28 protein-coding genes are annotated in these 23805 nt (G+C 57.3%); 8 read left to right on the top strand and 20 right to left on the bottom strand.

The annotated features are described in order from the left end of the window. Window positions 1–120: 120 nt before the first annotated feature. Window positions 121–1293: an MFS transporter gene (locus JFT85_RS00550; RefSeq protein ID WP_201228743.1), complete on the bottom strand. Its 1173-nt coding sequence runs from the start codon at window positions 1291–1293 to the stop codon at window positions 121–123. A gap of 232 nt (window positions 1294–1525) precedes the next feature. Between JFT85_RS00550 and JFT85_RS00555 the strand changes: the two genes are divergently transcribed. Together JFT85_RS00555 and JFT85_RS00560 are read left to right on the top strand one after the other, a co-directional pair. Further along, a complete protein-coding gene (locus JFT85_RS00555) occupies window positions 1526–2137 on the top strand; it encodes an FMN-dependent NADH-azoreductase (protein ID WP_053256227.1) in 612 nt (203 codons plus the stop codon). 240 nt (window positions 2138–2377) lie between these two features. Beyond that, window positions 2378–3415, top strand: coding sequence for an alpha/beta hydrolase family protein (locus JFT85_RS00560; protein ID WP_053256226.1), 1038 nt, complete (start codon window positions 2378–2380; stop codon window positions 3413–3415). On the opposite strand, the gene JFT85_RS00565 is transcribed toward JFT85_RS00560, so the two are convergent. The 6 genes from JFT85_RS00565 to JFT85_RS00590 form a co-directional block, all read right to left on the bottom strand. Then, a complete protein-coding gene (locus tag JFT85_RS00565) occupies window positions 3409–4584 on the bottom strand; it encodes an MFS transporter (protein ID WP_053256225.1) in 1176 nt (391 codons plus the stop codon). The genes JFT85_RS00560 and JFT85_RS00565 overlap by 7 nt on opposite strands. A gap of 251 nt (window positions 4585–4835) precedes the next feature. Further along, window positions 4836–6422, bottom strand: a complete 1587-nt coding sequence (locus tag JFT85_RS00570) for an ABC-F family ATPase (RefSeq protein ID WP_073637695.1) — start codon at window positions 6420–6422, stop codon at window positions 4836–4838. Window positions 6423–6442: 20 nt separating this feature from the next. Further along, on the bottom strand, window positions 6443–7636 hold the full coding sequence (locus JFT85_RS00575; protein WP_201228745.1) for a tyrosine-type recombinase/integrase: 1194 nt from the start codon (window positions 7634–7636) through the stop codon (window positions 6443–6445). 271 nt (window positions 7637–7907) lie between these two features. Beyond that, window positions 7908–8156: a hypothetical protein gene (locus JFT85_RS00580; protein ID WP_201228747.1), complete on the bottom strand. Its 249-nt coding sequence runs from the start codon at window positions 8154–8156 to the stop codon at window positions 7908–7910. A gap of 49 nt (window positions 8157–8205) precedes the next feature. Continuing rightward, window positions 8206–8385 (bottom strand): hypothetical protein, encoded by a 180-nt coding sequence (locus tag JFT85_RS00585; protein ID WP_201228749.1) that lies wholly within the window; start codon window positions 8383–8385, stop codon window positions 8206–8208. A gap of 49 nt (window positions 8386–8434) precedes the next feature. Then, entirely contained in the window at window positions 8435–8764 is a 330-nt protein-coding gene (locus tag JFT85_RS00590) for a hypothetical protein (protein WP_201228751.1), read from the bottom strand. A gap of 180 nt (window positions 8765–8944) precedes the next feature. Here JFT85_RS00590 and JFT85_RS00595 point away from each other — a divergent pair, with 180 nt between their 5' ends. Next, on the top strand, window positions 8945–9670 hold the full coding sequence (locus JFT85_RS00595) for a hypothetical protein (protein ID WP_201228753.1): 726 nt from the start codon (window positions 8945–8947) through the stop codon (window positions 9668–9670). 306 nt (window positions 9671–9976) lie between these two features. On the opposite strand, the gene JFT85_RS00600 is transcribed toward JFT85_RS00595, so the two are convergent. Next, window positions 9977–12025, bottom strand: coding sequence for a DNA cytosine methyltransferase (locus JFT85_RS00600; protein ID WP_201228755.1), 2049 nt, complete (start codon window positions 12023–12025; stop codon window positions 9977–9979). A gap of 55 nt (window positions 12026–12080) precedes the next feature. On the opposite strand from JFT85_RS00600, the gene JFT85_RS00605 reads away from it, so the two are divergent. After that, complete coding sequence (locus JFT85_RS00605; RefSeq protein WP_201228757.1) at window positions 12081–12722, top strand: hypothetical protein; 642 nt, start codon at window positions 12081–12083, stop codon at window positions 12720–12722. A 356-nt stretch (window positions 12723–13078) separates the two neighbouring features. Here JFT85_RS00605 and JFT85_RS00610 read toward each other — a convergent pair whose 3' ends face one another. Continuing rightward, on the bottom strand, window positions 13079–14110 hold the full coding sequence (locus JFT85_RS00610) for a hypothetical protein (RefSeq protein ID WP_201228759.1): 1032 nt from the start codon (window positions 14108–14110) through the stop codon (window positions 13079–13081). 98 nt (window positions 14111–14208) lie between these two features. Between JFT85_RS00610 and JFT85_RS00615 the strand changes: the two genes are divergently transcribed. Continuing rightward, entirely contained in the window at window positions 14209–14580 is a 372-nt protein-coding gene (locus JFT85_RS00615; RefSeq protein WP_242486510.1) for a hypothetical protein, read from the top strand. Window positions 14581–14775: 195 nt separating this feature from the next. Continuing rightward, window positions 14776–15012 carry a hypothetical protein gene (locus JFT85_RS00620; protein WP_201228761.1) on the top strand — a complete coding sequence of 79 codons (237 nt, stop codon included), beginning with the start codon at window positions 14776–14778 and terminating at the stop codon, window positions 15010–15012. On the opposite strand, the gene JFT85_RS00625 is transcribed toward JFT85_RS00620, so the two are convergent. From JFT85_RS00625 to JFT85_RS00650, 6 genes are all read right to left on the bottom strand, one after another. After that, the gene (locus JFT85_RS00625) at window positions 15001–15342 is read right to left on the bottom strand and encodes a hypothetical protein (RefSeq protein ID WP_201228763.1); all 342 of its coding nucleotides are present in this window, start codon (window positions 15340–15342) and stop codon (window positions 15001–15003) included. The genes JFT85_RS00620 and JFT85_RS00625 overlap by 12 nt on opposite strands. A 330-nt stretch (window positions 15343–15672) precedes the next feature. Continuing rightward, window positions 15673–17295: a YqaJ viral recombinase family protein gene (locus tag JFT85_RS00630; protein WP_201228765.1), complete on the bottom strand. Its 1623-nt coding sequence runs from the start codon at window positions 17293–17295 to the stop codon at window positions 15673–15675. Further along, window positions 17292–18098 carry a phage recombination protein Bet gene (gene bet, locus JFT85_RS00635; protein WP_201230851.1) on the bottom strand — a complete coding sequence of 269 codons (807 nt, stop codon included), beginning with the start codon at window positions 18096–18098 and terminating at the stop codon, window positions 17292–17294. Before bet ends, JFT85_RS00630 begins: the two co-directional genes overlap by 4 nt. A 91-nt stretch (window positions 18099–18189) precedes the next feature. Beyond that, a complete protein-coding gene (locus tag JFT85_RS00640; protein ID WP_201228767.1) occupies window positions 18190–18381 on the bottom strand; it encodes a hypothetical protein in 192 nt (63 codons plus the stop codon). Further along, on the bottom strand, window positions 18378–18569 hold the full coding sequence (locus JFT85_RS00645) for a hypothetical protein (protein ID WP_094953501.1): 192 nt from the start codon (window positions 18567–18569) through the stop codon (window positions 18378–18380). Before JFT85_RS00645 ends, JFT85_RS00640 begins: the two co-directional genes overlap by 4 nt. Beyond that, window positions 18566–18988 (bottom strand): hypothetical protein, encoded by a 423-nt coding sequence (locus JFT85_RS00650; protein ID WP_201228775.1) that lies wholly within the window; start codon window positions 18986–18988, stop codon window positions 18566–18568. Before JFT85_RS00650 ends, JFT85_RS00645 begins: the two co-directional genes overlap by 4 nt. A gap of 184 nt (window positions 18989–19172) precedes the next feature. On the opposite strand from JFT85_RS00650, the gene JFT85_RS00655 reads away from it, so the two are divergent. Beyond that, on the top strand, window positions 19173–19511 hold the full coding sequence (locus JFT85_RS00655) for a hypothetical protein (protein WP_201228777.1): 339 nt from the start codon (window positions 19173–19175) through the stop codon (window positions 19509–19511). A gap of 48 nt (window positions 19512–19559) precedes the next feature. On the opposite strand, the gene JFT85_RS00660 is transcribed toward JFT85_RS00655, so the two are convergent. The 5 genes from JFT85_RS00660 to JFT85_RS00680 all read right to left on the bottom strand — a co-directional run bounded on the left by JFT85_RS00660 (window position 19560) and on the right by JFT85_RS00680 (window position 23481). Continuing rightward, the gene (locus JFT85_RS00660; RefSeq protein ID WP_201228779.1) at window positions 19560–19943 is read right to left on the bottom strand and encodes a response regulator transcription factor; all 384 of its coding nucleotides are present in this window, start codon (window positions 19941–19943) and stop codon (window positions 19560–19562) included. 659 nt (window positions 19944–20602) lie between these two features. Continuing rightward, window positions 20603–20854, bottom strand: coding sequence for a DUF1654 domain-containing protein (locus JFT85_RS00665; RefSeq protein WP_201228781.1), 252 nt, complete (start codon window positions 20852–20854; stop codon window positions 20603–20605). A 163-nt stretch (window positions 20855–21017) separates the two neighbouring features. Beyond that, window positions 21018–21593 (bottom strand): hypothetical protein, encoded by a 576-nt coding sequence (locus tag JFT85_RS00670; RefSeq protein ID WP_201228783.1) that lies wholly within the window; start codon window positions 21591–21593, stop codon window positions 21018–21020. A gap of 125 nt (window positions 21594–21718) precedes the next feature. After that, window positions 21719–22705: a hypothetical protein gene (locus tag JFT85_RS00675; protein ID WP_058419782.1), complete on the bottom strand. Its 987-nt coding sequence runs from the start codon at window positions 22703–22705 to the stop codon at window positions 21719–21721. Window positions 22706–22812: 107 nt separating this feature from the next. Then, the gene (locus JFT85_RS00680; RefSeq protein WP_201228785.1) at window positions 22813–23481 is read right to left on the bottom strand and encodes a LexA family protein; all 669 of its coding nucleotides are present in this window, start codon (window positions 23479–23481) and stop codon (window positions 22813–22815) included. 87 nt (window positions 23482–23568) lie between these two features. Here JFT85_RS00680 and JFT85_RS00685 point away from each other — a divergent pair, with 87 nt between their 5' ends. Then, window positions 23569–23784, top strand: coding sequence for a YdaS family helix-turn-helix protein (locus JFT85_RS00685; protein WP_176992367.1), 216 nt, complete (start codon window positions 23569–23571; stop codon window positions 23782–23784). Window positions 23785–23805: the final 21 nt, after the last annotated feature.

Here is a 23805-nt window from a genome sequence, read left to right on the forward strand (position 1 = left end):
CAGTGGGACGAACTATCCGCGTCTGACGAGGGCAAATCCACTACAAAAAAGCCAGCGCCTTGTGGACGCTGGCTGTGACAGCGGCGGCAAGCCGGCCACACGAGGGCCGTCGCCACAGGGTTATGTACGTGGCCTGAACACCGTGAGCAACAGGGCGAGCCCGGCAAACGCCGCACCGGTGAGTGCCTGGCCCTGCCAGCCGTAGAGCTGCGAGGCGAGCGCACCGGCCGCGGAGCCCAAGGCGCCGCCGATAAAATAGACCACCATGAATACCGTGTTGAGGCGGCTGGTGGCTGACGGCTCCAGCGCCAATACGCGGGTCTGGTTGGCCAGTTGGTTGGTGCGGTTCCCCAGGTCAAGAAAGGTCGCCGCGATCAGGATCGGCCACCACCAACCTTGGGGACCCAAGGTGTAAATCAGGATAAACGCCACGAGCACGATGGTGATGCCGACGCGCTCCAGCAGACGGCCATGGCTGCGGGTATGTTGGCCGATGGTCGAGGCGCAGAGAATGCCGACGATGGCTGACAGGCCCAGCAGCCCGGCCTGCGCGCTGGAAAATCCATACGGCGGCAACGCCAGCAGCGCGGCCATAGAGCCCCAAAACACATTCAAGGCGCCAAATACCAGCGCGCCCTTGAGCGCCGATTGGCGCAGGGTCGGGTGTTGCCTGGCCAGACCCCACAGCGATTTGAGCAGCGCGCCGTACGCAAGTTTGCTGGTGGACATCGACACGGGCATGCGCGTCAGGATCGCCAGGAACAGCACCACATCCAACGCCGCCGCCATCGCGAACATGCCGCGCCAGCCCAGCCAGCCGCTGACCACACCGCTGACGGTCCTGGCCAGCAAACCACCCGCAGACAGACCGCTGACCATCAGGCCCAACACCGCGCCTTTCTGCTCGGGCGCGCTCAGGTCCGAGGCGGCGGGAATGATCACTTGCGCGCTGATGCCCGACAGCCCCAACAGCAAGCTCGCGATCAGCAGCCAGCTATAAGACGGCGCTGTGGCCGAGGCCAACAGGCTGATGAAGTTGATGCACAGCACGGCCAGGATCAAGGTGCGCCGGCTGATCCGGTCGCCCAGTGGCACAAACAGCAGCAGGCCGCAGGCGTAACCGATTTGCGTGAGCATGGCGATCTGCCCGACATGCGCGGTGGACACCTCGAAGGTGTTGGCAATCAGCGGCAGCATGGCCTGGTTGTAGTAAATCGTGGCCACCGAAAACCCGCAGCAGATGGCGAGAAGCAGGCTCAGCCCTTTGGTCAGGGTGGGGGAGTGTGTGTGCATAGCGTGCCTGGTGGCTGTCGACTCTGCGGCGAGAATGAAGTGAAGTGCGCGTTAAATCCAGCGTCGCAGAGGTTTGCGCAACAACGCTGTGGGGCTGGGTGTTGGCTGAAGTTGGATTGTCCTGCTGACAGGACAAACAATCGCGTTTCAGCCCTCTAATCGAACATTCGGTTCATGTGTAGCATCAACCTCACTCGGTCGCCTCGTCGCGATCCTCACTCGGAGATCCCACATGAAACTGTTGCATATCGATTCCAGCATCCTCGGCGACAACTCGGCTTCCCGTCAGCTCAGCGCTGGTGTGGTCAAGGCCTGGCAAGCGGCTGAACCGGGTGTGGAAGTGACTTACCGCGACCTGGCAAGCGAAGGCATCAGCCACTTTTCCGGCGTGACCCTCGGCGCGCTGGGCACCGCTGCCGAGTTGCGTGATGCGGTACAAAAGCACGAAGCCGAACTGAGCGCTTCGTCGCTGGCTGAATTCATCGCTGCCGACGCCGTGGTGATTGGCGCGCCGATGTACAACTTCTCGGTGCCTTCGCAGCTCAAGGCCTGGATCGACCGCATCGCGGTCGCCGGCCAGACGTTCCGTTACACCGAAGCCGGCCCCGAAGGCCTGTGCGCTGGCAAAAAACTCATCATTGTGTCCACTGCGGGCGGCCTGCACGCCGGCCAGGCGAGCAATGTCGGCCACGAAGACTACTTGAAGTTGGTGTTTGGCTTCCTCGGCATCACTGACATCGAGTTTGTCCGCGCCCAAGGCCTGGCCTACGGTGAGGAAGTGCGCAGCAAAGCGCTGAGCGACGCTAACGCAGTCATCAACGAACAATTGTTCGCCGCCGCGTAAGGCTTGTGTAAATTCTGCCTTCGCTCGGTTCCAATCCGAGCTCAGGCGCCTAAACTCTGTACTCTGATCGCCCACAGCGATCGGAGTACGGAGTTTTTTCGTTTACCCGTTGTCATTACTTTGGCCCAGGTTATGCACGCATGGGTTTATCACCCGGTGTGAGTGCCTTGAACCATGGACTTTTCAAATCGATATGCGGCGGGTGTCAGGTGTGGTCGCGCAGCAAAGGTGGACATCCACATGATGCGTCTTTGTGCTGTTTTGGTTCTTTCCCTGCTCGGTGGCCTGATTTCAGTGCACGCCGCGCCAGCGCCGCACCCGCATTGGAGTGTGGGGCTGCACCGCATGACCTTTCTCGACCCGCTGGATCAGCAGCCGATGAATGCCATCGCGTTCTATCCCTCTACCGACGATGACCACAGCACGCAGTTGGGGCCTTATCACGTCGCAGCCACTGAAGACGCCAAGATCGCCATTGGCCGCTTCCCCATGCTGATGTTGTCCCACGGCAACGTAGGCACACCGCTGGCGCTGCATGACCTGGCGACCTCGCTGGCGCGCAAAGGCTTTGTAGTGGTGGCGGTTTTGCACCCCGGCGACAACTATAAGGACCACAGCCGACTGGGTACCGTGAGCAACCTGTATGGGCGGCCGATCCAGATTTCCGCAGCGATCACGGCCACCCTCGGCGACCCGATGCTGTCGCCGTTCGTCAACGTTGAACAGGTGGGGGTTATCGGTTATTCCGCCGGTGGCGAAACGGCCTTGATCCTCGCGGGGGCCAAGCCGGATTTTGACCGTCTGCGTCGTTATTGCCATGAACGCCCGGAAGACCGTGACGCCTGCACGACCAAAGGCGAGTTGGTCATCGACCGCGACGACTTGCAGCCGCAGGCCGACCCGCGTATTCACGCCTTGATGCTGATGGCACCGTTGAGCCTGATGTTTGGCCGCCATACCCTGGCCGACGTGCATGTGCCGGTGCTGCTCTACAGTGGCGATGGCGACAAGCTGGTGGCGGTGGACAAAAACGCCGCCGCACTGGCGCGCAAACTGCCGGAACCGCCGGATTTCAAACTGTTGGCCGGGGCAGGGCACTTCGTGTTCATGGCGCCGTGTGACAGCGATCAGTTGGCGACAATGCCGGCCATCTGTACGGATGCCGACGGCGTAGACCGCGAAGGCATCCACCGCGACCTTATTTCAGAGGCCGGGCGCTTCTTCGTCCACACCCTCGGCCAATCGACTCGCGCCGGTCTGCAGACCGCCGATCAGTAAGCACGGCGCTTGAGCAGTACGGTCAGGCCCAGCGCTGTAACGGACAGTAGCGCCGCGAAAAAGAAGATCCACCCATAGCCGAGGTTCAGCGCCACGGCGCCCATCAACGGCCCGGCGATCGCCAGGGCCAGATCAAAAAACACCGCATAGGCACTCAACCCGGCGCCACGGCTGCTGTTGGGCACCTGTTTGATGGCTTCCACGCCCAGCGCCGGGTACACCAATGACAAGCCGAAACCGGTCAGGCCGGCACCGATCAGGGCGACCCCTGTGGAGGGTGCCAACCACAGCAGCGTCAGGCCCATCGTCTCGATGGTCATGCAGGCAATCGCCGCCGTGAACCCACCAAAGCGGCCGATGGCCGAGATAAACACCAGCCGCGAGAGGATAAAGCACACGCCAAACACCGTGAGGCAGTACGCCGCGCCGGCCCAGCCGCGATTGAGGTAGTACAGGGTGATAAAGGTGGTCAGCGTGCCGTAGCCGATCGAGGCCAGGCAAAGGCTGGCGCCAAACGGAGCAATGCGGCCGAACACCGCCCAGAATGGCAGCCGCTCGCCACGCACCACCGGCACCGACGGTTTGTTACGGATCAGCACCAGGCCCACTGCCGCCAACACTGACAAGGCAATCCCGAGGCTGGTATAGCCGTAGTCCGCGACCATGACGACGCCCAGCGGCGCGCCAATCGCGATGGCGCCGTAGGACGCGATGCCATTCCAGGAAATCGAGCGCGCTGTGTGTTCGACGCCGACCGCGCCCATGCACCAACTGATGGTGCCCACACCGATCAGGCCCTGGGCGACGCCGAGCAGCAAGCGGGCGACGATCAGAATGCCCAGGCTCAAGCCGGGCAGGCTCTCGACCAACGTCGCGAAGAACGTCAGCACGCCGCTGGCCAGGATGCCCGACAGGCCCAGCACAATCGCGCGTTTGGTGCCGACGTTGTCCGACATTCGTCCGGCCATGGGGCGGCTGAGCAGGGTGGCCAGGTATTGCGAACCGATGGTCAGCCCGGCCACCACCGCGCTGAAACCCAGTTGCTCATGCACATAGCCGGGGATGACCGCGATCGGCAGCCCGATGCAGATAAAGGCGATGAAGGTGTAGAAAACGATGGAGACGATCTGCAGGGTGATCGACAGGGACGTGGGGGCGGCGGCAGGCATGGTCACTCGTTCGCGGGCGGTGAGAGCATGATGGCAAGGGCATGGGGGAAAAGGAAGCAGGCTAACTAGTTTGTTTGAGGGGCAGGCCTACGTGGGCACTGCGCGTGTTGTGGCGAGCAGGCTTGCCCTGCGCGGCAGTCCGCATAAAAAAACACCGCGTTCTGCCTGGCAGATCGCGGTGTTGGGTTTCAGGGCCGCTTCGCAGCCCAACGCGAGGCAAGCCCGCTCGTCACACTGGCGTTTTGAGTGACTTAGAACACCACGCCTTGGCTGCGCAGGTAGTCATCATAGGTGCCGCTGAAGTCAATCACGCCGCTCGGGCTCAGCTCGATGATGCGGGTGGCCAGGGACGATACGAACTCCCGGTCATGGCTGACGAAAATCAGCGTGCCCGGGTAGTTTTCCAGCGCCAGGTTCAGCGCTTCGATGGATTCCATGTCCAAGTGGTTGGTCGGTTCGTCCATGATCAGCACGTTCGGCTTTTGCAGGATCAGCTTGCCGAACAGCATGCGACCTTGCTCACCACCGGAGATGACTTTGACCGACTTGAGGATCTCGTCGTTGGAGAACAGCATGCGGCCCAAAGTACCGCGAATCATTTGTTCGCCCTGAGTCCACTGGCCCATCCAGTCGAACAGGCTCATGTCGTCTTCGAAGTCAGAAGCGTGATCCTGAGCGTAGTAACCCAGTTCTGCGGCGTCGGTCCACTTGATGCTGCCGGCATCCGGCGTCAGTTCGTTGACCAGGGTGCGCAGCAGGGTGGTCTTGCCGATGCCGTTCGGGCCGATGATCGCAACACGCTCGCCCGCTTCAACCTGGAAGCTGAAGTCTTTGAACAGTGGCTTGCCGTCGAAACCTTTGGCCATTTTTTCGACCATCACCGCCTGGCGGTGCAGCTTTTTGTTCTGATCGAAACGGATGAACGGGCTGACGCGGCTCGAAGGCTTGACCTCGGCCAGCTGGATCTTGTCGATGGCCTTGGCGCGCGAAGTGGCCTGCTTGGCTTTCGAGGCGTTGGCCGAGAAGCGGCTGACGAACGATTGCAGCTCGGAGATCTGCGCTTTCTTCTTGGCGTTGTCCGACAGCAGTTGCTCGCGGGACTGGGTCGCCACGGTCATGTACTCGTCGTAGTTGCCCGGGAACAGGCGCAGCTCGCCGTAGTCCAGGTCAGCCATGTGGGTGCACACGCTGTTCAGGAAGTGACGGTCGTGAGAGATGATGATCATCAGGCTGGAACGCTGGGTCAGGATGTTTTCCAGCCAGCGGATGGTGTTGATGTCCAAGTGGTTGGTCGGTTCGTCGAGCAACAGCACTTCTGGGTCGGAAAACAGCGCCTGGGCCAGCAATACGCGCAGTTTCCAGCCTGGGGAGACTTCGCTCATCGGGCCGAAGTGTTGTTCCAGAGGGATACCCAGGCCCAACAGCAGTTCACCGGCACGGGATTCGGCGGTGTAGCCGTCCATCTCGGCGAATTCGGTTTCCAGCTCGGCCACGGCCATGCCGTCGTCTTCGCTCATTTCCGGCAGCGAGTAGATGCGGTCGCGCTCGGCCTTGACCTTCCACAGTTCCTCGTGGCCCATGATCACGGTGTCGAGTACGGTGAATTCTTCGTAGGCGAACTGGTCCTGGCGCAGTTTACCCAGGCGTACGTTCGGCTCCAGCATGACCTGGCCGCCGGACGGATCGAGGTCGCCGCCGAGGATTTTCATGAAGGTCGACTTGCCGCAACCGTTGGCACCGATCAAACCATAACGGTTGCCGGCGCCGAACTTGACCGAGACGTTCTCGAAGAGCGGCTTGGCGCCGAACTGCATGGTGATGTTAGCTGTGGAGATCAATTACTTTACCTATCAATAGCTTAGGGTGCGCTTATTTGAGCTGGGACCAATTTGGGACCAATCTGGAGCTTTTCCATTTCGCTCCAGTCCGAGCTTGAGTTGATCCAACGCGCATAAGTCGAGAGCAGCATCTGCACACTATGGCCGAGCTGCTGGGAGATGAAGGCGGGGTTCATGCCAGACATAATGCATATTGTCGCATAGGTGTGACGACAGTTGTATGGCGGCCGACGACGGATATTCAGAGCCTTCAGCGTCGGAATCCACTGCTTGTGCAGGTCAGATGTCTGTTTCACGTACTCCGAGTTCTTTGATGGCGGGAAAATGAAGGGCGTTTCCAGCACTTTCCCTTTGCCTTTTTTCCGACGCTCCGCATACGCCCTGGCAAATTGCAGGGCGTGCATGGCCCGGTCGTTCAACAAAACGAATCGATCTCCGCCGGTTTTCGTACGCTCCACCACTTCCCCTAAGGCGATCCCGCGACACACGTGGGCCGTCCTCTTCTCTTCGTCAACCGCATCCCAGCGCATCGCCAGGGCTTCGGATAGGCGCATCCCCGTAAAAAAAACAAACTCAAAAAATGCCGCATAGATCGTACTGGGCCAGTGACTGTGCTCGTACATTTTGGCGATGATCTGGTTTGCCTCGTCCAGGGTGAAGGGGTCGATTTCCTTCTTACTACGCTTGGGCAGCTCCAGGATCGCCGCCGGATTCTTTGGGATCAACTCCTCAGACACAGCGGAGTTCAGTATTGTCGACAGCTTCGAGATCGCGTTGCGCTTCACCCCTGGCGACTTCCACTCCCTGGAAGCCATAACCCGGCGGAGCAGCGTGGTGGTGATCAGGTCGATCCGCACCAGAGCCAGCCCAGGCATCCAGTACCTGTTTAGCGCTCCCTTGTAGTTCCCCTTCGTGCCGGCCACTACCTCACGGCTATCCAGCCAGAGCTGAGCGTACTCGCCGAAGTTGATCTTCCCGCCTGCGACGTTGCTGGAGCTGGGGAATAGCTCGGCGTACTTGTCGTCGTCGAGCAACCCCAGCTTGATCAGCCCCTTTACCTGATCAACAACCTGTGAGGCTGATTTGATTCCTTTCTGTGTCGCGGGATAGGGGAGCGTTTCACTGCGCCGGCTGCCGTTCCACATAAATCGGATGCGGATCGATCCGTGGTGGAGGTCCATTCCTGCGGGCAGACCCACTGACTTTCGAGCCATTCGTAATATCTCCTGATGCTGTAGATGATCCTGCTGCCATGCTTATTCCAGACGCCAAGAGGTATCTGGTTCCTGGCGCGCTTTGAGCGCAGCGCCGCAATGGTGGTGCCGAGGATTTCGGCCATTTGCGCCTCGGGAACCTTGTCACCGGTGACGCCATCGCTGAGTTGTTCTGCCGCTGACATATCTACCTCCCGCCGGCCGCAGTGGGCCGCGCTGTCTTGATGATATTCATGGGGTGTCCTTGCCGCGCTGGGCGGCAGAAGGTGGGTTAGGAGGGGAGCAGGCCTTTGGCCTTCGCTTCAGCCAGGCACTGCGCTCGGAACTGCCGAGCGGACTCCGTGGCCTGCTGCTTTGTGGATGCCTTCCAGGCCGGACCGATTTGCACAAACTTCTCGCGTAGCTTTCCGCACCAGTGATTGACGAAATTGCCGATTTCGATCTGGCTGATGATTCCCGCGGTGGCTTTCGGCGCTGTCGCGTAATCGACCAGTTTTTGTTCGTACGTTAATTCGGGCATGGGAATACCTCGCCCGCCGCTCACCGGCAGGCATGTAGGGGGTTAGGGGTTAGGGGTAGTTCTTGCTGATGCGCTGGGCAATAGCGTCGAGCTTTTCGGCCATGTACCACATGTCGTTGTTGTCGCGGCGGGATACAACTGGTGCGCGCTGGGCGTTGCGATCAATCAGGATCTTTGCTGCCAGCAGGATCAGCCATGCCTCGACCTTGCGCCGGAAGAACCGCTTCATGGCCTGTGGTCTCGATAGATGAAGACGTAGGCGAACCAGAGGGTGGCGATCATGGCGTCACCTCGCGGTGCGCCCACCAGCAGACTGGGCCGTCATCGGTGTCATGAATCGCCAGGCAGAACCAGCCTTCGCCGTCAGGCCGATCCGGCTCCCAATAGCTGCAGTCCGGGTCGCCGGCTTCGAAATAGCGCTCAGAGACCGCTTCGTCGCTGTGGTATTCGAGTGACACCATATTCACCTGCAAGCCCTGTGCAGCGATCCAGGCCTTGCACTTATCACCGTCGCCCTCGTCGAAGTCGGGCATGTCGGGGTGAGCGAACATGCCGTATTCATCGCGCACGACCGGGGCTGGCTGGATCAATTTTATTTCTTCAGGCATGACTTCGTCCTTGCCGCTATAGCGGCTGACTGTGAAGATAGGGATTTATCAAATATGCTACGTTCTGATTTCGAAAAATCAGAAAATTAGGGGGCGTCTTGTGTATCGATTTTCTGATCTTGGATGCCCGCTAGATTTAAATGCTGTGCTTTACGTTTATTAATACAAGGAGGAATGTAAATGAGTGATGGGACTGGTATTTACTCAGCAATGATTGATCTTGCGAGCAAAGCTGCTGCTGCAGTTGGGCTTATATTGGGGCTTGCATATGCAACAGGCTTTTTCTTCAATATAATTCTTTTTAGTGTTTTAAAAAGCTCTTGGGTTATCGCGCTGATAGATTTGCAGGGGATGATAAAGGATGGGTTGCCGCTTGTGATGCTCTTTCTTTTGATTATGATCTCGTTTTTGATTTTCCTGAGATCTCAAAAAGGGAATCGTAATTTACTGATAACACTATGTATTGCTATATCTTTCGCATTCGTGATTGCTTGGTTTTCTCCAGCTATTGGCGGTGAGTTCAGCTTCCAAACAAAGTTGTTAATTTACTCGGTAGTGATCGTTGGTGTATTAGGGATGGGGATGCTCTCTTGGAGTTTGCACGGATTCATTGAGCAGAAAAAACCAAGGGCTTCTTTAATGGGCGGGTTATTAGGAATGGCTCTTTCATTTTCCGTGGTTCCTGCAATGATTGGCTATCTTACTGCAAAAGATCTTATGTTTGACAGGGAGAAAGCCTCCGTCGTTTTTAATGAGAAAAAAGAGGCTGTAGGGCTTTTGGTTGGCGTCCTTGGAGGTAAATTTCTAATCATGGACTGCGTTGTCCTGAATCAACTTTGGTTAGAGGCAGTCTCTTCTAAATATAAAGTTCGAGAGGCTCCGGGGCTGTGTAATCCTAAGTACTGATACGAATAGGGACTAGGGTTTCTGGATGGTATCGAGGATCTCGGCGGCGCTATCAGTTGAGCGATGTGATCGGGTGCAAATAGCTTGGTGACGATGCGTTGGAAAGCCTTCTTGGGCGGCGAAGTTGATTGATTTGAACTGCTTTTTCCAGCAGTTCCGAAACACCTACCACCCGGGGGGGCATCGCAATGACTGAAGAAAAGAAGAAAGAACCCGCAGGGAACGCCCGCGCATTCCACTGAGAAAAAGCGGGAGCGCCTGAAGGGCTTCAACAAAGACGGCATTCCACCTGGTGCTTGCTGAGCATCACGCGGCCTCTGCCTGACGTTCCTCAGAGCGCCATGGATCGTTGGCCCGAGCCAGCGCTGCCATCGGGGGAGGACTGACGCTGTTGCCGCACATGTGCACCTGCTGGGTCTTGGTGAAAGGCTTGCCGTCGGCGCCGTGGCTGATGATGTAGTCGGCCGGGAAGCCCTGGGCCTTGTACAACTCGGTTGGCTTCAGCATCCGAAGGCAGATGTCGACGATTACGTAGGGCGTGCCCTTGACCATCACGGTGACCATTGCCAGGCGGTCCTTGGTGGTGATCGTCGGCGCCGGCGAGTCGCATGCGCTGATGTTCTCGGTATCGTAGTAGCTGATCAGGAAGGCGGCGACGCGAAGGGCTCCGGCTTCGTGCTCAGGCGACAACGTGAGCGACACCAGCGAGCTCTTGCCACCGCCGCCGGCTGTGATGGTCGGCGCCGGTTCTTCCAGGCCCTGGTCAATGCTGCCGCCGAATGCCCGCTCCATGAATGCGCTGGCCAACCCGTGGTGCTGGCCGCCAGCGCTGATGGTGTGCAGCGGGTCGTTCACGTCACGTGCATCGCAGTTGCCGCGCAAGTGCACCAGGTTCGCGACTGCCAGTTGCTGCTGGCTGCCGGTGTTGGTCACCGTGGTCATGGGTTCGTGCATGCCCTTGGCGTGCGTGGTGTTGAATCCGCCGTTCGCCTGGATCATCACCGTCGTGCTGACGGACTGCCCGCTACCGCTTGCAGTGACGGTGCCCACCGGCCCGCAGATGTCATTGACCCCGTGGGAGCGGCGTTTGTTTGCGCCAGAACCTTCGCCGTGCCCGGCCTGGACGATGCAGGCCGAAGCCAGCGCTCGGTGGTTCTGTGTCATAAGCGTGCCGGTTGGCTGGTCGACGCTCACCGGCTTGCCGGAATACTCAGGCCCACCGGCTCCAACCATCAAGGGGCTGATCAGTGTCAGCTCGCCGCGATTCGCGCACGTTACCGTGGGCAGCGGCTCAAGCGGGTCATTGATTCGATCGCTGCCCTGGTGCGTTGCCGGTGCGATGATTGGGCTCACCACCGAGAAGGCGCCGCCCTTTGGGTAGGAGGTGATGGTGCGCAGCGGCTCGTCGGCAGACTGCACGGTTTCCCCTGACAAGTTGGCTATCGGCACAATGAACGGCGCCGCGCTATCGATGACGAACTTCTTCATGCCCTTGGCAACACGGCGCAGGGTGGCCGGGGCCAGGTCTTTCTTGCGGCCGAAGATGCTTTTGCCCAGGTCGGTGAAGTCGATGCAGTCAGCGGCTGTTTTCCATTTCTGCTGGCCTTTGGCGGGGTTCTTGGCGTGGGTCGGCTCCGGCCACACGATTGGCTGGCCGTCGCACCGGGCGATCATGAACAGGCGTTCCCGGCTGGTTGGCGCGCCGAAGTCGCAGGCCTTGACGACTTTCCACTCAACGACATAGCCCATGCCCTCGAGCAGGGCCACGAAGCGGCGCCAGGTTCGGCCGCGCTGCTTGGGGTCAGGGATCAGGAACTGCTGGCCCACCGGCACGACCTCACCAGGTGCCGCAACGTCGCCGCCAAGTTTCACCACGCGGCCGGTGGCCTTGTCGCGCTTGGCGATCAAGCGGCCCCACTGAAGGATCTGCTTCACGTTCTCCAAGCTGATCACCCGGGGCCGCTTCATGCCTGCCCACTTGAGGCCGATCCACGAAAGGTTGCGGATCTCGCGCTTGCGCGGTTGGCCGCCGGCCGCCTGGCTGTGGTGCGTGCAGTCCGGTGACATGTGGAACCAGCCGACGGCCTTGCCACCACACTCGGTGTCCGGATCACCCTCGAACACGTCGGTAGTGAAGTGCCGGGCGCCTGGGTGGTTGACGGTGTGCATGCTAATCGCTTGCGGACTGTGGTTCTTCGCCACGTTCACCGCGCGGCCCAGGCCAATCTCCAGGCCGGTACCGGCACCACCACCACCGCAGAAGAAGTCGACAACGATCTCATCGTCCTGAGGGTTGAAGCCGAGTCCGTATTGGGTTTTGAAATCGAAGGGGTGTTTCTTCTGTTGTGCGGACATAGGGGATCCTTCAAGATATGCAAATACGATAGGGAAATTAATTAAGGCTGACTCAATGAAAGAAGCTCCATTTGTATCCGCGCTATTAGAGCGTTCATTGAGGTTTGGTTTAATAGGAATACTCGTGCTGCTGCTGCTTTTCACGATTACCTATTTGAGTGTTTTTAATAACGGTCTATCCCAGTCTTCTGACAGCTGGGCTGCATTTGGTTCTTTTTTTGGTGGTGTCTTTGGGCCTGTTGTTTCACTTGTAACGCTTTTCGCTATACTAGTAACTATCGAACTTCAAAAGGGTTTGTTAAGTACTCAAAGGCGAGAGTTTGATCTTCTTAATGATCAGCAAAGGTTGTCGCATCAGGTGCAACTTCAACAAGCTGAATTTTCAAAGCTTTCGGAGTATAAATCTCATCAGCTTCAGCTTCTGGATCAGCAGGTAAACATGTTTGAGCGAATGCTCGATAGATATAATGCGGAAGGTGAGCGTCTTTTCGAACTTGGAGAGAGGACAGGGGTTCCTCGTACAGGTAAACTAGAAATAGTTGATGAAAACATTAATGAGGTTGAAGGTCAGGTGGGGAGGCTTATCCAGCTTTCTGTCGAGATATCACTTGGTGAGTACAGCACTGTTGAAGAAATTAGTAAGAGAATGAAGGAGGAGCTTCAGGACATAGCACCTAAGTTTTTTAAGTTTTCGTAAATTAATTTCGAGATCATCAGCAGGCTTAAGCTGAACCGTTCAGATATCTCATTCCGTAATATTTCGTGGTATTTTGGATTGGAGTGGGATATTACGGGTGACCGGCATGGAGCCGGATCAAGGAGAGAAGCAAGTGGGCATAAATGATTGCTGCGAGGCGTCTATGAATCAAATCGAGGACGGTAAGTCAGCCGACGGATTTGTTAAAACCAGTGAGCGCAATCCAATAGGTAAGGACATGGCGTTCTATACCTGCTCCGAATGCGGAGTGCGCTGGTGCCACACCCAACAAACATTTGATCCGTTTAAGTCCACCTGGGCCGAAGTGAATTAACTGAAGCCCTGCTGAATGTTGATTAGGCGGCGTGAGAAATTGGCACGGCCTTCATGTCGTCTTTTACGTCAGCATCACCGAGGTAAGGCTTCAGCTCCGCGCGGGTGTACTTGCCAGCCCTGATCGTGTCGTTTGTGTATCCGCTGTAGTTGGGCCGGAAATAGACCCCGTCCTTCACATTGAGGATCATGAACAATGGCTCAGGCTCAGGGAAAAGCACCTTGCGCAAAACCTCGGCCCGCTGATAGTTCATCCCGGCCACTGCTCTGGCGATCATGTCTTCCAAGCGCTGTCGGCGGGCCCGCTCGTTTTTCTTGGTCCTGATGTCTGCCGGCCGGTCAACAAATAGCTCAAAGCACGCCTTGTTGGTGTATCCGTATTTGCCGTGAGCCACCCACCAAATGTTGTTGATGTTCACGAATGCTGTGCCCTGGTACCAGCGGCCTTTGCGGTCAGTGGTCCAAACCTTTGCGCCATGCTCAATGGTTTTCTTGTCACCCGATCCCGAGTTGTAATCAGCGGCGGGAATGGTCGGCGGACCGAAGCGGCGCTTACTTACATAGTCGGCATTGATCCAATCGACGTTGGTCAAACCGCCTAAACCGCACTTTCGATCTGACGCCTTGAATGTGTAGCCGGCGAAGACGTTGCAAAGGTAGTCACGAATGCGCGTGCGAGTGCGCTGCATTTCCAGACGCGCCAGGTAAGGCATGTGCTTTTCTTTGTCGCTTTGGTACCGACCGCCATGGTCTGCGCGATCCGGGGTGTTCACGGATTGGAAAAATTCCAACTCAATGCTGCGCCCGCTAATCTTGAGATCGGCTTGCAGATCGCCTTTCACGCAATGGCGTGAATTGTTGTCAGTGAAGATATGGGTCTGCTCGCCGACGGTCCAGCCGATCCGATTGAGCGTTTGAATGATCCGCTTGAACACTTCCCGCTTGAACTTGCGCTCCCAGATCACCTTGGCGTCCCACTCGCGAGGAATACCTTCCTCCCACACAGCCAGGCGCGCCTCGCCGAACGACACGCAACCTTCGCGTTGAATTTGCATTGGATTATCTCCAGTCAGTCGCCGCCCTCCGGTTACCGGTGGTGGCAATTTGATTTGGGGTGGGGTATTAATGCCGAAATTTTTGAAGGATCAAAACTATGCGTACTTGGATTGGCTCACTGATGCTGCTCACCTCTGCTGTAGCGCTCGGTGATGAAGCCCAGATGAAGCAGTGGGAAAAGATGGATCGCTGCTCGAATGCGGCCTTTATCGCCTTACAGATCCTGGAGGAAAGCGCAGACACATCCAAGCAGGCGATTGCTCTACTTGGAGCTGTAGAAGGACTCAAAAACAACACAAAATTGAAAGAAACAACACCTACAGGAAACGAGCTCAGTGGTGCCTATAACTTTGCGCTTCGGATCTCTTACGGGATGCCTCGGCCATTCGCAAAGCGTGATCATGATTGGCTTATTGCCCAAGCTGCGACTTCGTGCACTTTATGGGTTCCAAGCGTTAGCGCCCAGTAACCAAAGCTAGCGGCTGGCCGGCGTTTATAGATCGAGCCAATGATCAATTCGGATCATTTCTCTACTTCATATTTACGGTACTTCCAGCCCAGGCGATGCGATCCGGTTACCGGGTGCGGCGAGTAGGGCGGGGGTATACAAGAAGCCGAGGAAGCGGCTTAAGGTCTGATCTCTACTCATAAAGCAGGTGCAGCGATGAACGATAAAGTCAGCCGCGAGACTCGCAAATTCAAGGATTACGAAATACTCGTTGTGGTCCATTTTCCGTCCGAGAAAACCGCAGAAAAATTCACGGTTCAATACCAGGTATCGAAGGATGGTTTACCCGAGACTGAGCTTCTTGCATCTCATGAGCCGCAAGCCACCCTTGATGAGGCTTTCGAGCATGGCTACTCAATGGGACGTAGCTACATTGAAACGCTAAACGCCTGAATTGTGCGGCTCTATGATCTCGTCGCCCGGATCTTTCTGGATGGCGAGCAGGCTTTTATTGCGGAATGCCCGCGCCACGTTTTGCGATGGTTCGTATTCGTGGCGCGGCGGATTCAGTAGAGGCTGGCACTTCGCAGCGCCCATCGCATGCAGGTGATGAATCATCAGCGTCATTGCCTCGCCCTGCTCAGTGATGCCTGACCACTCCATCAGGTCGGCCAGCGCCTGGCGCGTGCCGGGGCGAACCCTGAGCCTCAATTCCTCTTCGGCAGCCGCCACGCGCTTCCTGGCAGACTTGGCCGATCGTTCTTTCTGCGGTACTGCTGCCATGGCCTACCTCTTCTATTCCGCTGGCCGGCAAGTCCAGCCAGGTTAGTGCAGTTAGCTTCAACAGCCCGTGATCCGCTTCGAAAACATAGATTGAAGTGATGGCTAAATGCGACTACGATGCCGCCCTTTTAAAAAGGGAGTTACATAATGTTTCCAAGGTATTTTCGCTGGATTTCCGGGCTGGGTGTCATTGGTGCGTTGGTGGTATTCGTACTTTCTGGCCTGCGCGTCTGGTCTGGTATGGCGCCTACCACAGATCTGATACAGCCAATTGTTATGGCGATGTTTTTAGGCTGGATGTTCACTCAATCGACGAAGGCGTGAGACTGGTCACGCCGCCACCTTGACTAGCTTCACGCCGGCCAGGACGAACTTGTTGCCCTGTGCTGCAACCATCGCATCGAGTTTTTCCCAGTCTACTGTCAGCACCGAAATCGGGGCGTGGCCACCAGCGACGGCATGGATCAACGCTTCCAGATCGAAGACTTCAGCTTGCAGGTTTATCAGCGCCGCATTGGTGGTTGCTGGCTTCGCGGCAGCCTGAACCGGCGCAGCGACTGTCACCGGTGCTGGGCTTGCAACTGGCGCGGGTTCGATCGGTGCCTTGACTTTCGCCTCGTCTTCGATTCGCTTCAGTTCCTGTTGGCGAATCTGCTCCCGCTGCGCTTCGGCTTTCTGCTCCTCCGCCGTCTGGTGTTCCGAGATCCGCACCTTGATCAGCGCGACCAGGTCGTCGTTCGCCTTCAACACCAACTGCTGCACGTCGTTGAACAGGAAGGCGTAATCAACGGCGAGCTCCGCCAGACTGGTGAGGTTCAAGCGAATGCTGTCTGCTGCCTGAGTTGCATCGATCTTCGCCCGGGCCAGCTCGGTATCAACTGCGTCCTGAAGGCTGGCGATAGTGCGCTTGTTCTTCATGGCGCCGGCGAAGTCCGAAACGACATGAGGCAGCGTGACTTTGCCAAGGGTCTTGTTGATTGCGGCGATGTGATCCGCCAGTGCCAGCTCGGCTTTTTGCTTGATGTTGGTCTTCACCAATAGCTCTTGAGCCTTCACCAGCTTGTCGACTTTCAGGCGAGTCTCGCGAGCATGGGCGCTGATGCGATCCAGCGACGAAAACAGTTCGTCGATGCTTTGGGTCTGAGACAGGGCCTGCTTCTTGGCGGCTGCGACAGCTTCCTCGACATCACCACACCACTTGACCGCCTTCTTTGCGTCGGCGAAGTCCTGGTCGGTGGAGAGCGTGGTTTTCACCGAGTCGATAACGGCTAGGGCCGAATCTTCAAACACCTTCAGGTTGCTGGCGGTAACCATGCCGGTAAGTTCGATGCGCAGCGCTGGCAGCTCATCAGGTGCCTTGCCGACTACGATTGAAGGAGCGTCGGCCATTTCGAAGTTGGTCAGGTCCGCCTCGAACTGTTTCCAGCCCTCGATCAACTGGGCCGCGCGCCCGGCCACCGGCCGGTATTCCATGTGCACGAAGTTCTCCGGCGTGCCGTCCGAGCAAACAAAGATGACCCGCTCAGCGCCGCTCACCAGCAGTTGCTGCTCGAGCTGCCAGTAGTAGTGTGGGGCCAGGTCGCCAGCCTTCACCTGAGCCACGACCGATTCATTCCACAGTTTGTGCTCAAACAGGGTCTCGCCGAGCATCGTGGCGCCGTCCATCGAGGCGAGCAGGTTGCCTGAAGTCCCAACGACCGGATACAGCTCTTCGCCGATCATCACCTCAACCAGGGGGCGAGCCATCGCTTCGGTAGCGTGGCCTTTGTCGAAGATGTACTGCTGCGACTGCGTGACTTCTGGCGCAATGCCTGTCTTCTTCAACGTCAGCAGGTCGGTACGGGTCTGGTACTTCGAGGCGCCCATCATTGCCGGCGCTTCGGATGCGGTGAAGTGCTTGCCGCGCAGCGCATGCCACTCGGCGGAGCCTTGAGGTACGTTATGGATTTTCATGCGGACTCTCCGTCGATAGGTGTCATTCGATTGATTCGGTCGATTTGCGCTTCGCTGAGCGTGTATCGGGATTGAAGAAACGCGATCAGCGTCTCCGAGTTGGTCTTTCCTTGGTCAATGCCGGCCTGCCAGGTCGGAAGCATCGTTTCGAACTTTTCGTCCGAATAGCTTGGATTTGCTTCAGTCTCTTTGGCCGCCGACGGCTTTGGCGTTACATCGCGCGGCGCTTCCTCGAAGGTCTTGCCTTCCATTTCGTCGGCGGTTGGCGCCGATCCGACTTCAGGGAATGCTTTGCGCAGGGCCTGGGCCTCGGCGCATTTGGCGAGCTGGGCAAATGCTCGACGCTTCCACATTGCGTTGGGCGCCGCGGTGTCCTTACTCGATGTCGCGTAGTTTTCAAGCCAACGCTCATTGGCCGTGTATTCTGCAACCAGTCCGTTGCTCATCTGCCGCTTGACCGTCACGCGGCACCATTCGGGATACGTGACTTCTACGCCGCTCAGCTTCGCCGTTACTGGAGGGCCATATTCCGGCTCGCTGATTCCGGCGTACTGGCCGGTGCGCGCCGCCTGGATGCGGTACAGGCCGATGCCAGGCATCACCGTGTCCTGCATCTTTTTCGTCTTCAAGTTCCAGATTGGGACGATGTGCACCGGCTTCAACATTGGGTCCAGGTGCGCGGCCTGGCAGTAAGCCAACACCATCACGACTGAGTTCTTTTCTGCACCGGGGTAGAGGCTGCTGCTCAGCACTTCAACGAGCGCAGCCTCCGACATTGCAGGCGTGTTGTCGTCCTGCTTCATTACTGCGGACATGGGGATTCCTTGCCGCGATGATCGCAGCGTTCAAAATGACTGGGGGCTGTTGGGATAGAGGTGCTGACCTGGCGCAGGTTCAGCTCTGCTGCTGAACCCGATATCGGAGTACTTGAAGCACTCGACCGCCGTAACCAGGCTCTGCGTATTGTTCAACCGGTGCTCCGAAGAAGCCGCGGCGCTCGGCCAGGCTGTAGGCCTCACGCAGGTTGTGAGCACTGATGTCCTCGAGCTGTTCGTCGATCAGGGATTTAACCGGTGCGGTACTCATTGAATCTCCTTACGCCGCCGGCTGACATCCAGTAGGCGGGCGCTATACCAGTGGAATTCTTCTGCGTTGATGGCGCCCGAAGTGAAGTGGCGCACGATCAAGCCTTCAGTCAGGGTCTCGTCGATTAAGGGCTTGTCTGGATCTTCAAGAGCAAACAGTGCTTTATCGATCTCAACGTATGGGCTCACAGTTCGTTGTCCTCGGCCTGGGCGATCAATGCATCGTCTGCCAGATCCTTAACAAGCCCTCTGGCGATGACCTTGAGCTGTTCTTTGGGGTCGGCTACCGCCATCAAGGCTTCGGCGCCGTCGCGGGCCAGGAACCGATCACCCAACAGTCCGGCAATGACCATTTCACCAATGGCGCACTGGCTTTTGCTGTCGCTGGTAATCGCGAACTGCTCTACCTCAGCGGCGAATGCTTTGAATGTCACGCCCTGCGGTGCATGCAGCCGACGCTTGAACTGCACATCGCCGCGCCGATCAACGAGCGTTTCGACCGCGTTGTCGATCCACTCCTTGCGGGAAATCTCCACGGCCGACTCGCTCACTGGTGGAGGCAACTGAGCGTCGTAACGCTCTTGGCATATCTTCAATACTGAGTTCATGGTCGCCTCCAAAGTGGCGGGTTGTACACCTGTATTCGTCAACACTCATGCCTCCCGCTGTTTGCCGATGGGCGCGGGGGAGGAGTGCTGATGGATAGAGGTGGAAGAGGGTATTGGTTACCCAAGCCACAAGTCCCCGTGCAATCATGTAATGAACTACAGCGATTTGAGGTTTTGAGTGGAAATGAAAGGGATCTGGACAGGTGTCGAGAAGGGTTTCGAGCGAGTGATTAATTTTTTGTTTTCTCTCACCGGCATTCCTTGGGCAACGAGAACCGCCAGCGGCGCTCTTATGAGAAGAAACAAATTTTTTGCTGCAGCTGTTTGTGAAACGCTGCTATCACTTGCCAGCATTGCCCTAATCGCTTGGGTGACACACGACGTTTGGGCCTCAGGCGACAAACTCCGAATGACTGTGGTTGTGTTAGGGATTTTGCTGGCAACGATGAAATATTTGTTTGCGCTGCAGGAAAAATACGACCTTCTCCTGACCGGAGCGAAACAAGCAGGCGATCGGGTCTAAACACCTGCATTGCAGTTAACCAGAACGTCCTTTACCCAGTAGCTCTATTCACGCCATTAGCTCGACACACTCAGCCCGGCGCACAATCCGCACCTGAGCCATTCGCCTTTCCGGCGCCCGGCGATCACGACGCAGCGAGTCGTCACTGATCATCGAATGCATCGCGATCAGCGCCGCCAGCACAAAGCAGACCGGCGTGATGATCTGGCGCTTCATGGCCTCAGCCACCAAAGCAGTACGCTTCGTCACGCCCAGCTTGAACATCGCATTGGTCAGGCGCTTCTTCACGGTGCCTGCCTCAATGCCCGCTTCCCGGGCGATCTCTTTCGAGGTGAAGCCCTGGGCAATCCAAAGAAGGAACTGAAGCTCTCGCGGCGCAAGGCCACGTCCGAGGTGGCCTTTCCATGAACCGTTGATGATTGTTGCTTCCATCGTGGTAACCCTCGGTTGGTTTCCCGTTAGTCCCTGCTGCCAAGGACTATCGGTGAAACCCCCGACCTCGCTACTGGCGTCAGGCCGGGGTTGTTGCGTCAGCGGTGTGGCCCGTTGCCCGCTGCTGATTGCAGGGCTGACCGGTCGTCTTCGGTGTGGGCTTCGAGCTTCCTACTCACAGCGTCAAACAGCATCTGTTCGCCATGGATCACAGGTCCTTACAACATGCACGCTACAGCTCTGAATGCCCTGGTTGAGTGGGGCAGGGTGCATGAGGTCCGGCACCCCTCACAGCCGAAGCTCAGGGCGCTAATTCAGTTCAGTTGGATCTCCCTTCTGCCGCCGGGAGTCGCGGGGCGCATTGCTTGCCAGGTCATTCGCACGGTTCGAGCGTTTCGCTCTCGATCAGCCGTCCAGGGTTCTCCTGTCGTGGGCGGGCTATCTGACCCGTCTAATCGCCGGTCGCCGGTAGAGGCAATGCGGTCTGTTGGTATTTCTGTATTGCGCTGACTGTTAAAGAGCGGCGCAGCTTTCGCTGCTGGCCGGCGGTGTTCATTGCTGGCGTGGATGCAAATATAGGTACTCCCATATATTTCGTCAATGGGTATTCCCATATTTTTTATAGGAGACAATAAAAACCCGCTCGGTGGCGGGCTTATTTAGGAATCGCAGTACTCGCGCCAGCCGATTCGGACGGCGCCGTCATCCAGATGCTCGATCCTTATGCCTGCGGTGTCGGCGATGTCTTGGATGACCTGGCGCCATGCTTCGGGGCTTTCGTCGTCGCGCCGGGATACCTCGACCCGCTGAATCCTCTGTACTTGAGGAGAGGCAATTATGCGTTGCAGGCGATGGCCCACAAGCTCGTAGGAGTTTCTCGGTTTAGGTGTGGGGTAGGGTGTCTGGATCATGCGTCGCTCCTTGCGATTGCTGTATGCATACACAGTATTGGCGCTGACATATGTTGGCAATAGGGCGACAAGAAGTTTCATGCATAAATGCATATTTTTTGGGCGAGCCTTCTGGCAGGCAACAAAAAGCCCGCGCGTGGCGGGCTTAATTGACCTGCATATGTCAGTCGGTAACCGGTGGGTACTTGCCGCTCACCGAGTCCCTGTAGACGATTTCGCTAAATAGCCTGGGGCCATCACGCATCGCGACAAGTGCCTGCTTGGCCTCTTCCTTGGTTTCAAATGGACCAGCACCTACGGCCAGGCCGATCATAGAAACAACTGGAAGCCCGGCACTGGAGATGGCGTCCATTGCTCGCTGCTGCTCTGCTTCGTCACGACATGCTGTGGAGGCTACCCAGCCGTTTTTCAGCCTAGGCGCTGCGACAGGCTCGACGTCTGCACCACAGTGCTTGCACTTGACCGCGGCAGCCTTGATGCTCTCGGCACACATAGGGCAAGGTCGCGTGTCTTTCTCTGTCTGGGCAGCAGCAGCTGCGCTTTTGCCGCCCAGCAAAACCATAAGCAGGCCGGCGAGCGCAATCACTCCGCCAACAATCGTGTGCACCTGGCGGTCCGCCATGAGGCCCAGGTTGTTCACCCGTCCGCCGGCACCAGTCGGCACGGACACATCCATGCTCAGCGCGAAGATCAGCCAGCAGACGCCGACGATGAGTGCAAACGTCCCAAATCCTTTCATTGGATCCCTCCAGTAATTGAGCCCGCACTTTACCATTCGTGGCTTACAGCCACCATCGAAGGGTAGGGCGCACAGACAACAAAAAGCCCGCTTGGCGGCGGGCTGTTTCCTAAAACTTCAATCAGCTACGGCGCGGATTTGGCCTGGCTGAATGTTATGTCGTCAACGGCAATCACATCCGTTCTCAGGATTCGGTTCTTTTGTTCGGACGAATAGTGGAAGAGACGAATAGGGCTAGAATCGCGAAGCGAGTCAAATAGTTGATTGACCTTTCCTTGATCAAATTTAGACAAGTCAACTCGGCCTGGGAAAGTGTAATTTGACCCTGGTAACCTCAGGGTCAAAGACAAATAGTCCGGGTGACGTTTCACCATGTCGATGTAAACGTCTTCCCTGCGCTCCTGGCGGCTCTTCGGCTGGGGCTCCTGCGTCCTTATCTTTTCTAGCTCATCGGCATTGAAGTGCTCACCCTGGATATCCATCGACGTGGCGTCCGGAGCCCCAGCTACGATGGCCCTATATCCTTCGGCCGCTCTATCCTTAATAGCGACGGCCTCGGGCGGCAGATTCTTAGAGGCAAGCGCGTCAGCCAGCTTACTGATGAGCATTGCCTGCGTAGTCGATTGTCGCTCCACGCTGGCAATTTTAGCCTTTTCCAAGTCTGATTGATTCCAGCCCGAAAAGACCATGTAGCCCGCCAAGCACAACACGGCAATGATTAGCAGGGCTGTGACGTTGCCTCCGCTCATCTTGTGCATGGGCAGCGCCGAAATGATTTTGTTAAGGACTTCATCGAGCGGACCTTGCCCATTAGTGCTTCCCTTCGTGATCGCTAAGACTATCTCAAGATCTGCCTTGTCAGCAGCGCTCAGCTTACCAATAGATGAAGACCCATAGCGAATCTCGGCGTACGTGCGCAGCAGTTGGTCCTGAAATTCAATGAGCCCCGCCATTAGCTTGGGTGTCAGCGTGCCCTTGTAGCGATCGCCTTCGACCTTTACATCGAATTTAGGCCACCCGCTGAAAATTGGGAAGGATTCGCCGAGAAGATCCATGCGGTCCAAAGCAGCCAAGAAGGATTCAGGTCCATCAACGACAACAACATCACTCATTGAATGCATTCCATGCTCGGTTGTTAAAGCTGCAGCCAGCTTTCAGGTAGCGGCGCATCTGCTAGTTTGGTTTGGTGAGGGGCGTAGCTCCCCCGCCCTGGAAAGCATCAGTAAAACTTTTGCAGCGCCTGCACAACCACGCCCACGATCCGGCAATTCTCGTCAACTGCCTCGATCGGGTAGCTGGGGTTCAGCGGCTTAAGGAACAGCCGGCCGCCGTCGCTGACCAGCTTCTTGAATGTCGCCTCATTGCTGTCCGGCAGCTTGGCCACGACCAGCTTACCTGGTGCGACCTCAGCCTCTGTGTCCACCAGGATCAGCGTGCCCTCGGTGATGCTCTGGCCGGCGGGCGCCGTCATGGAGTCGCCTTTAACTGTCAGCCAAAACGCCGGGCCTTTGGAGTCGTACTCCGAAAACTCGTAGGTGTCCGAGATTCCAGCAGGGTAGGGCTCAACTGCTTCCGCCCAGGCGCCGGCAGCAACCCAGCTGACTACCGGGTAGCGGAATGATTTGGTGGGCTGGGCGGCAGGGGAGATGTTCGATTCACCAGGGCCGGAGGTCGACCCAGGGGCCAGCATTGGCCCGATCTCGTCTGAGAGCCATTTGGCGCTCACCCCGCATGCGTCGGCAATCTTCACGACGTGCGCGGTGGCTTTCGATTTTCCACGCTCAAGGTCAGAAATCGACGTCTGCGTGATACCAGCTTTAGCGGCCAATTCGCCCTGGTTGAGCTTGGCGTGCCGGCGCGCTGCCTTTAAGCGATCTTTGAATTCCATCCGGCGAGTATTACGGGTGCTCCCATATCCTTGCAAATCGGTATTCCCATAACCTACTATATGGGTATTCCCGTATGGAGGGGCGATATGAACAGTATTTACAAAGACCTCGTTGCCTTCATTGGCACTCAGGAGGTCACTGCTGAAAAGCTCAAGGTTGATCAAAGCACCGTTTCCGGTTGGGTTCGCGGGAAGCACGGCATGTCTCCAGTGGTTGCCAAGCGAGCGGAGGCGGTGACCGGAGGTGCGTTCAAAAAAGAGTCCCTTTGTCCGTCGTTTCCCTGGGCCGAGATGGCCGCCTAAGCGAGGTCTCTATCCGCAAAT

The organism is Pseudomonas sp. TH04 (assembly GCF_016651355.1).
Classification (GTDB): domain Bacteria; phylum Pseudomonadota; class Gammaproteobacteria; order Pseudomonadales; family Pseudomonadaceae; genus Aquipseudomonas; species Aquipseudomonas fluorescens.

Excerpts from the sequence above, each read along its gene's own strand:
- JFT85_RS00550 (WP_201228743.1), bottom strand. The coding sequence starts at position 1,293 with ATGCACACACACTCCCCCACCCTGACCAAAGGGCTGAGCCTGCTTCTC.
- JFT85_RS00555 (WP_053256227.1), top strand. The coding sequence starts at position 1,526 with ATGAAACTGTTGCATATCGATTCCAGCATCCTCGGCGACAACTCGGCT.
- JFT85_RS00560 (WP_053256226.1), top strand. The coding sequence starts at position 2,378 with ATGATGCGTCTTTGTGCTGTTTTGGTTCTTTCCCTGCTCGGTGGCCTG.
- JFT85_RS00565 (WP_053256225.1), bottom strand. The coding sequence starts at position 4,584 with ATGCCTGCCGCCGCCCCCACGTCCCTGTCGATCACCCTGCAGATCGTC.
- JFT85_RS00575 (WP_201228745.1), bottom strand. The coding sequence starts at position 7,636 with ATGGCTCGAAAGTCAGTGGGTCTGCCCGCAGGAATGGACCTCCACCAC.
- JFT85_RS00580 (WP_201228747.1), bottom strand. The coding sequence starts at position 8,156 with ATGCCCGAATTAACGTACGAACAAAAACTGGTCGATTACGCGACAGCG.
- JFT85_RS00585 (WP_201228749.1), bottom strand. The coding sequence starts at position 8,385 with ATGAAGCGGTTCTTCCGGCGCAAGGTCGAGGCATGGCTGATCCTGCTG.
- JFT85_RS00590 (WP_201228751.1), bottom strand. The coding sequence starts at position 8,764 with ATGCCTGAAGAAATAAAATTGATCCAGCCAGCCCCGGTCGTGCGCGAT.
- JFT85_RS00595 (WP_201228753.1), top strand. The coding sequence starts at position 8,945 with ATGAGTGATGGGACTGGTATTTACTCAGCAATGATTGATCTTGCGAGC.
- JFT85_RS00600 (WP_201228755.1), bottom strand. The coding sequence starts at position 12,025 with ATGTCCGCACAACAGAAGAAACACCCCTTCGATTTCAAAACCCAATAC.
- JFT85_RS00605 (WP_201228757.1), top strand. The coding sequence starts at position 12,081 with ATGAAAGAAGCTCCATTTGTATCCGCGCTATTAGAGCGTTCATTGAGG.
- JFT85_RS00610 (WP_201228759.1), bottom strand. The coding sequence starts at position 14,110 with ATGCAAATTCAACGCGAAGGTTGCGTGTCGTTCGGCGAGGCGCGCCTG.
- JFT85_RS00615 (WP_242486510.1), top strand. The coding sequence starts at position 14,209 with ATGCGTACTTGGATTGGCTCACTGATGCTGCTCACCTCTGCTGTAGCG.
- JFT85_RS00620 (WP_201228761.1), top strand. The coding sequence starts at position 14,776 with ATGAACGATAAAGTCAGCCGCGAGACTCGCAAATTCAAGGATTACGAA.
- JFT85_RS00625 (WP_201228763.1), bottom strand. The coding sequence starts at position 15,342 with ATGGCAGCAGTACCGCAGAAAGAACGATCGGCCAAGTCTGCCAGGAAG.
- JFT85_RS00630 (WP_201228765.1), bottom strand. The coding sequence starts at position 17,295 with ATGAAAATCCATAACGTACCTCAAGGCTCCGCCGAGTGGCATGCGCTG.
- bet (WP_201230851.1), bottom strand. The coding sequence starts at position 18,098 with ATGAAGCAGGACGACAACACGCCTGCAATGTCGGAGGCTGCGCTCGTT.
- JFT85_RS00640 (WP_201228767.1), bottom strand. The coding sequence starts at position 18,381 with ATGAGTACCGCACCGGTTAAATCCCTGATCGACGAACAGCTCGAGGAC.
- JFT85_RS00650 (WP_201228775.1), bottom strand. The coding sequence starts at position 18,988 with ATGAACTCAGTATTGAAGATATGCCAAGAGCGTTACGACGCTCAGTTG.
- JFT85_RS00655 (WP_201228777.1), top strand. The coding sequence starts at position 19,173 with ATGAAAGGGATCTGGACAGGTGTCGAGAAGGGTTTCGAGCGAGTGATT.
- JFT85_RS00660 (WP_201228779.1), bottom strand. The coding sequence starts at position 19,943 with ATGGAAGCAACAATCATCAACGGTTCATGGAAAGGCCACCTCGGACGT.
- JFT85_RS00665 (WP_201228781.1), bottom strand. The coding sequence starts at position 20,854 with ATGATCCAGACACCCTACCCCACACCTAAACCGAGAAACTCCTACGAG.
- JFT85_RS00670 (WP_201228783.1), bottom strand. The coding sequence starts at position 21,593 with ATGAAAGGATTTGGGACGTTTGCACTCATCGTCGGCGTCTGCTGGCTG.
- JFT85_RS00675 (WP_058419782.1), bottom strand. The coding sequence starts at position 22,705 with ATGAGTGATGTTGTTGTCGTTGATGGACCTGAATCCTTCTTGGCTGCT.
- JFT85_RS00680 (WP_201228785.1), bottom strand. The coding sequence starts at position 23,481 with ATGGAATTCAAAGATCGCTTAAAGGCAGCGCGCCGGCACGCCAAGCTC.
- JFT85_RS00685 (WP_176992367.1), top strand. The coding sequence starts at position 23,569 with ATGAACAGTATTTACAAAGACCTCGTTGCCTTCATTGGCACTCAGGAG.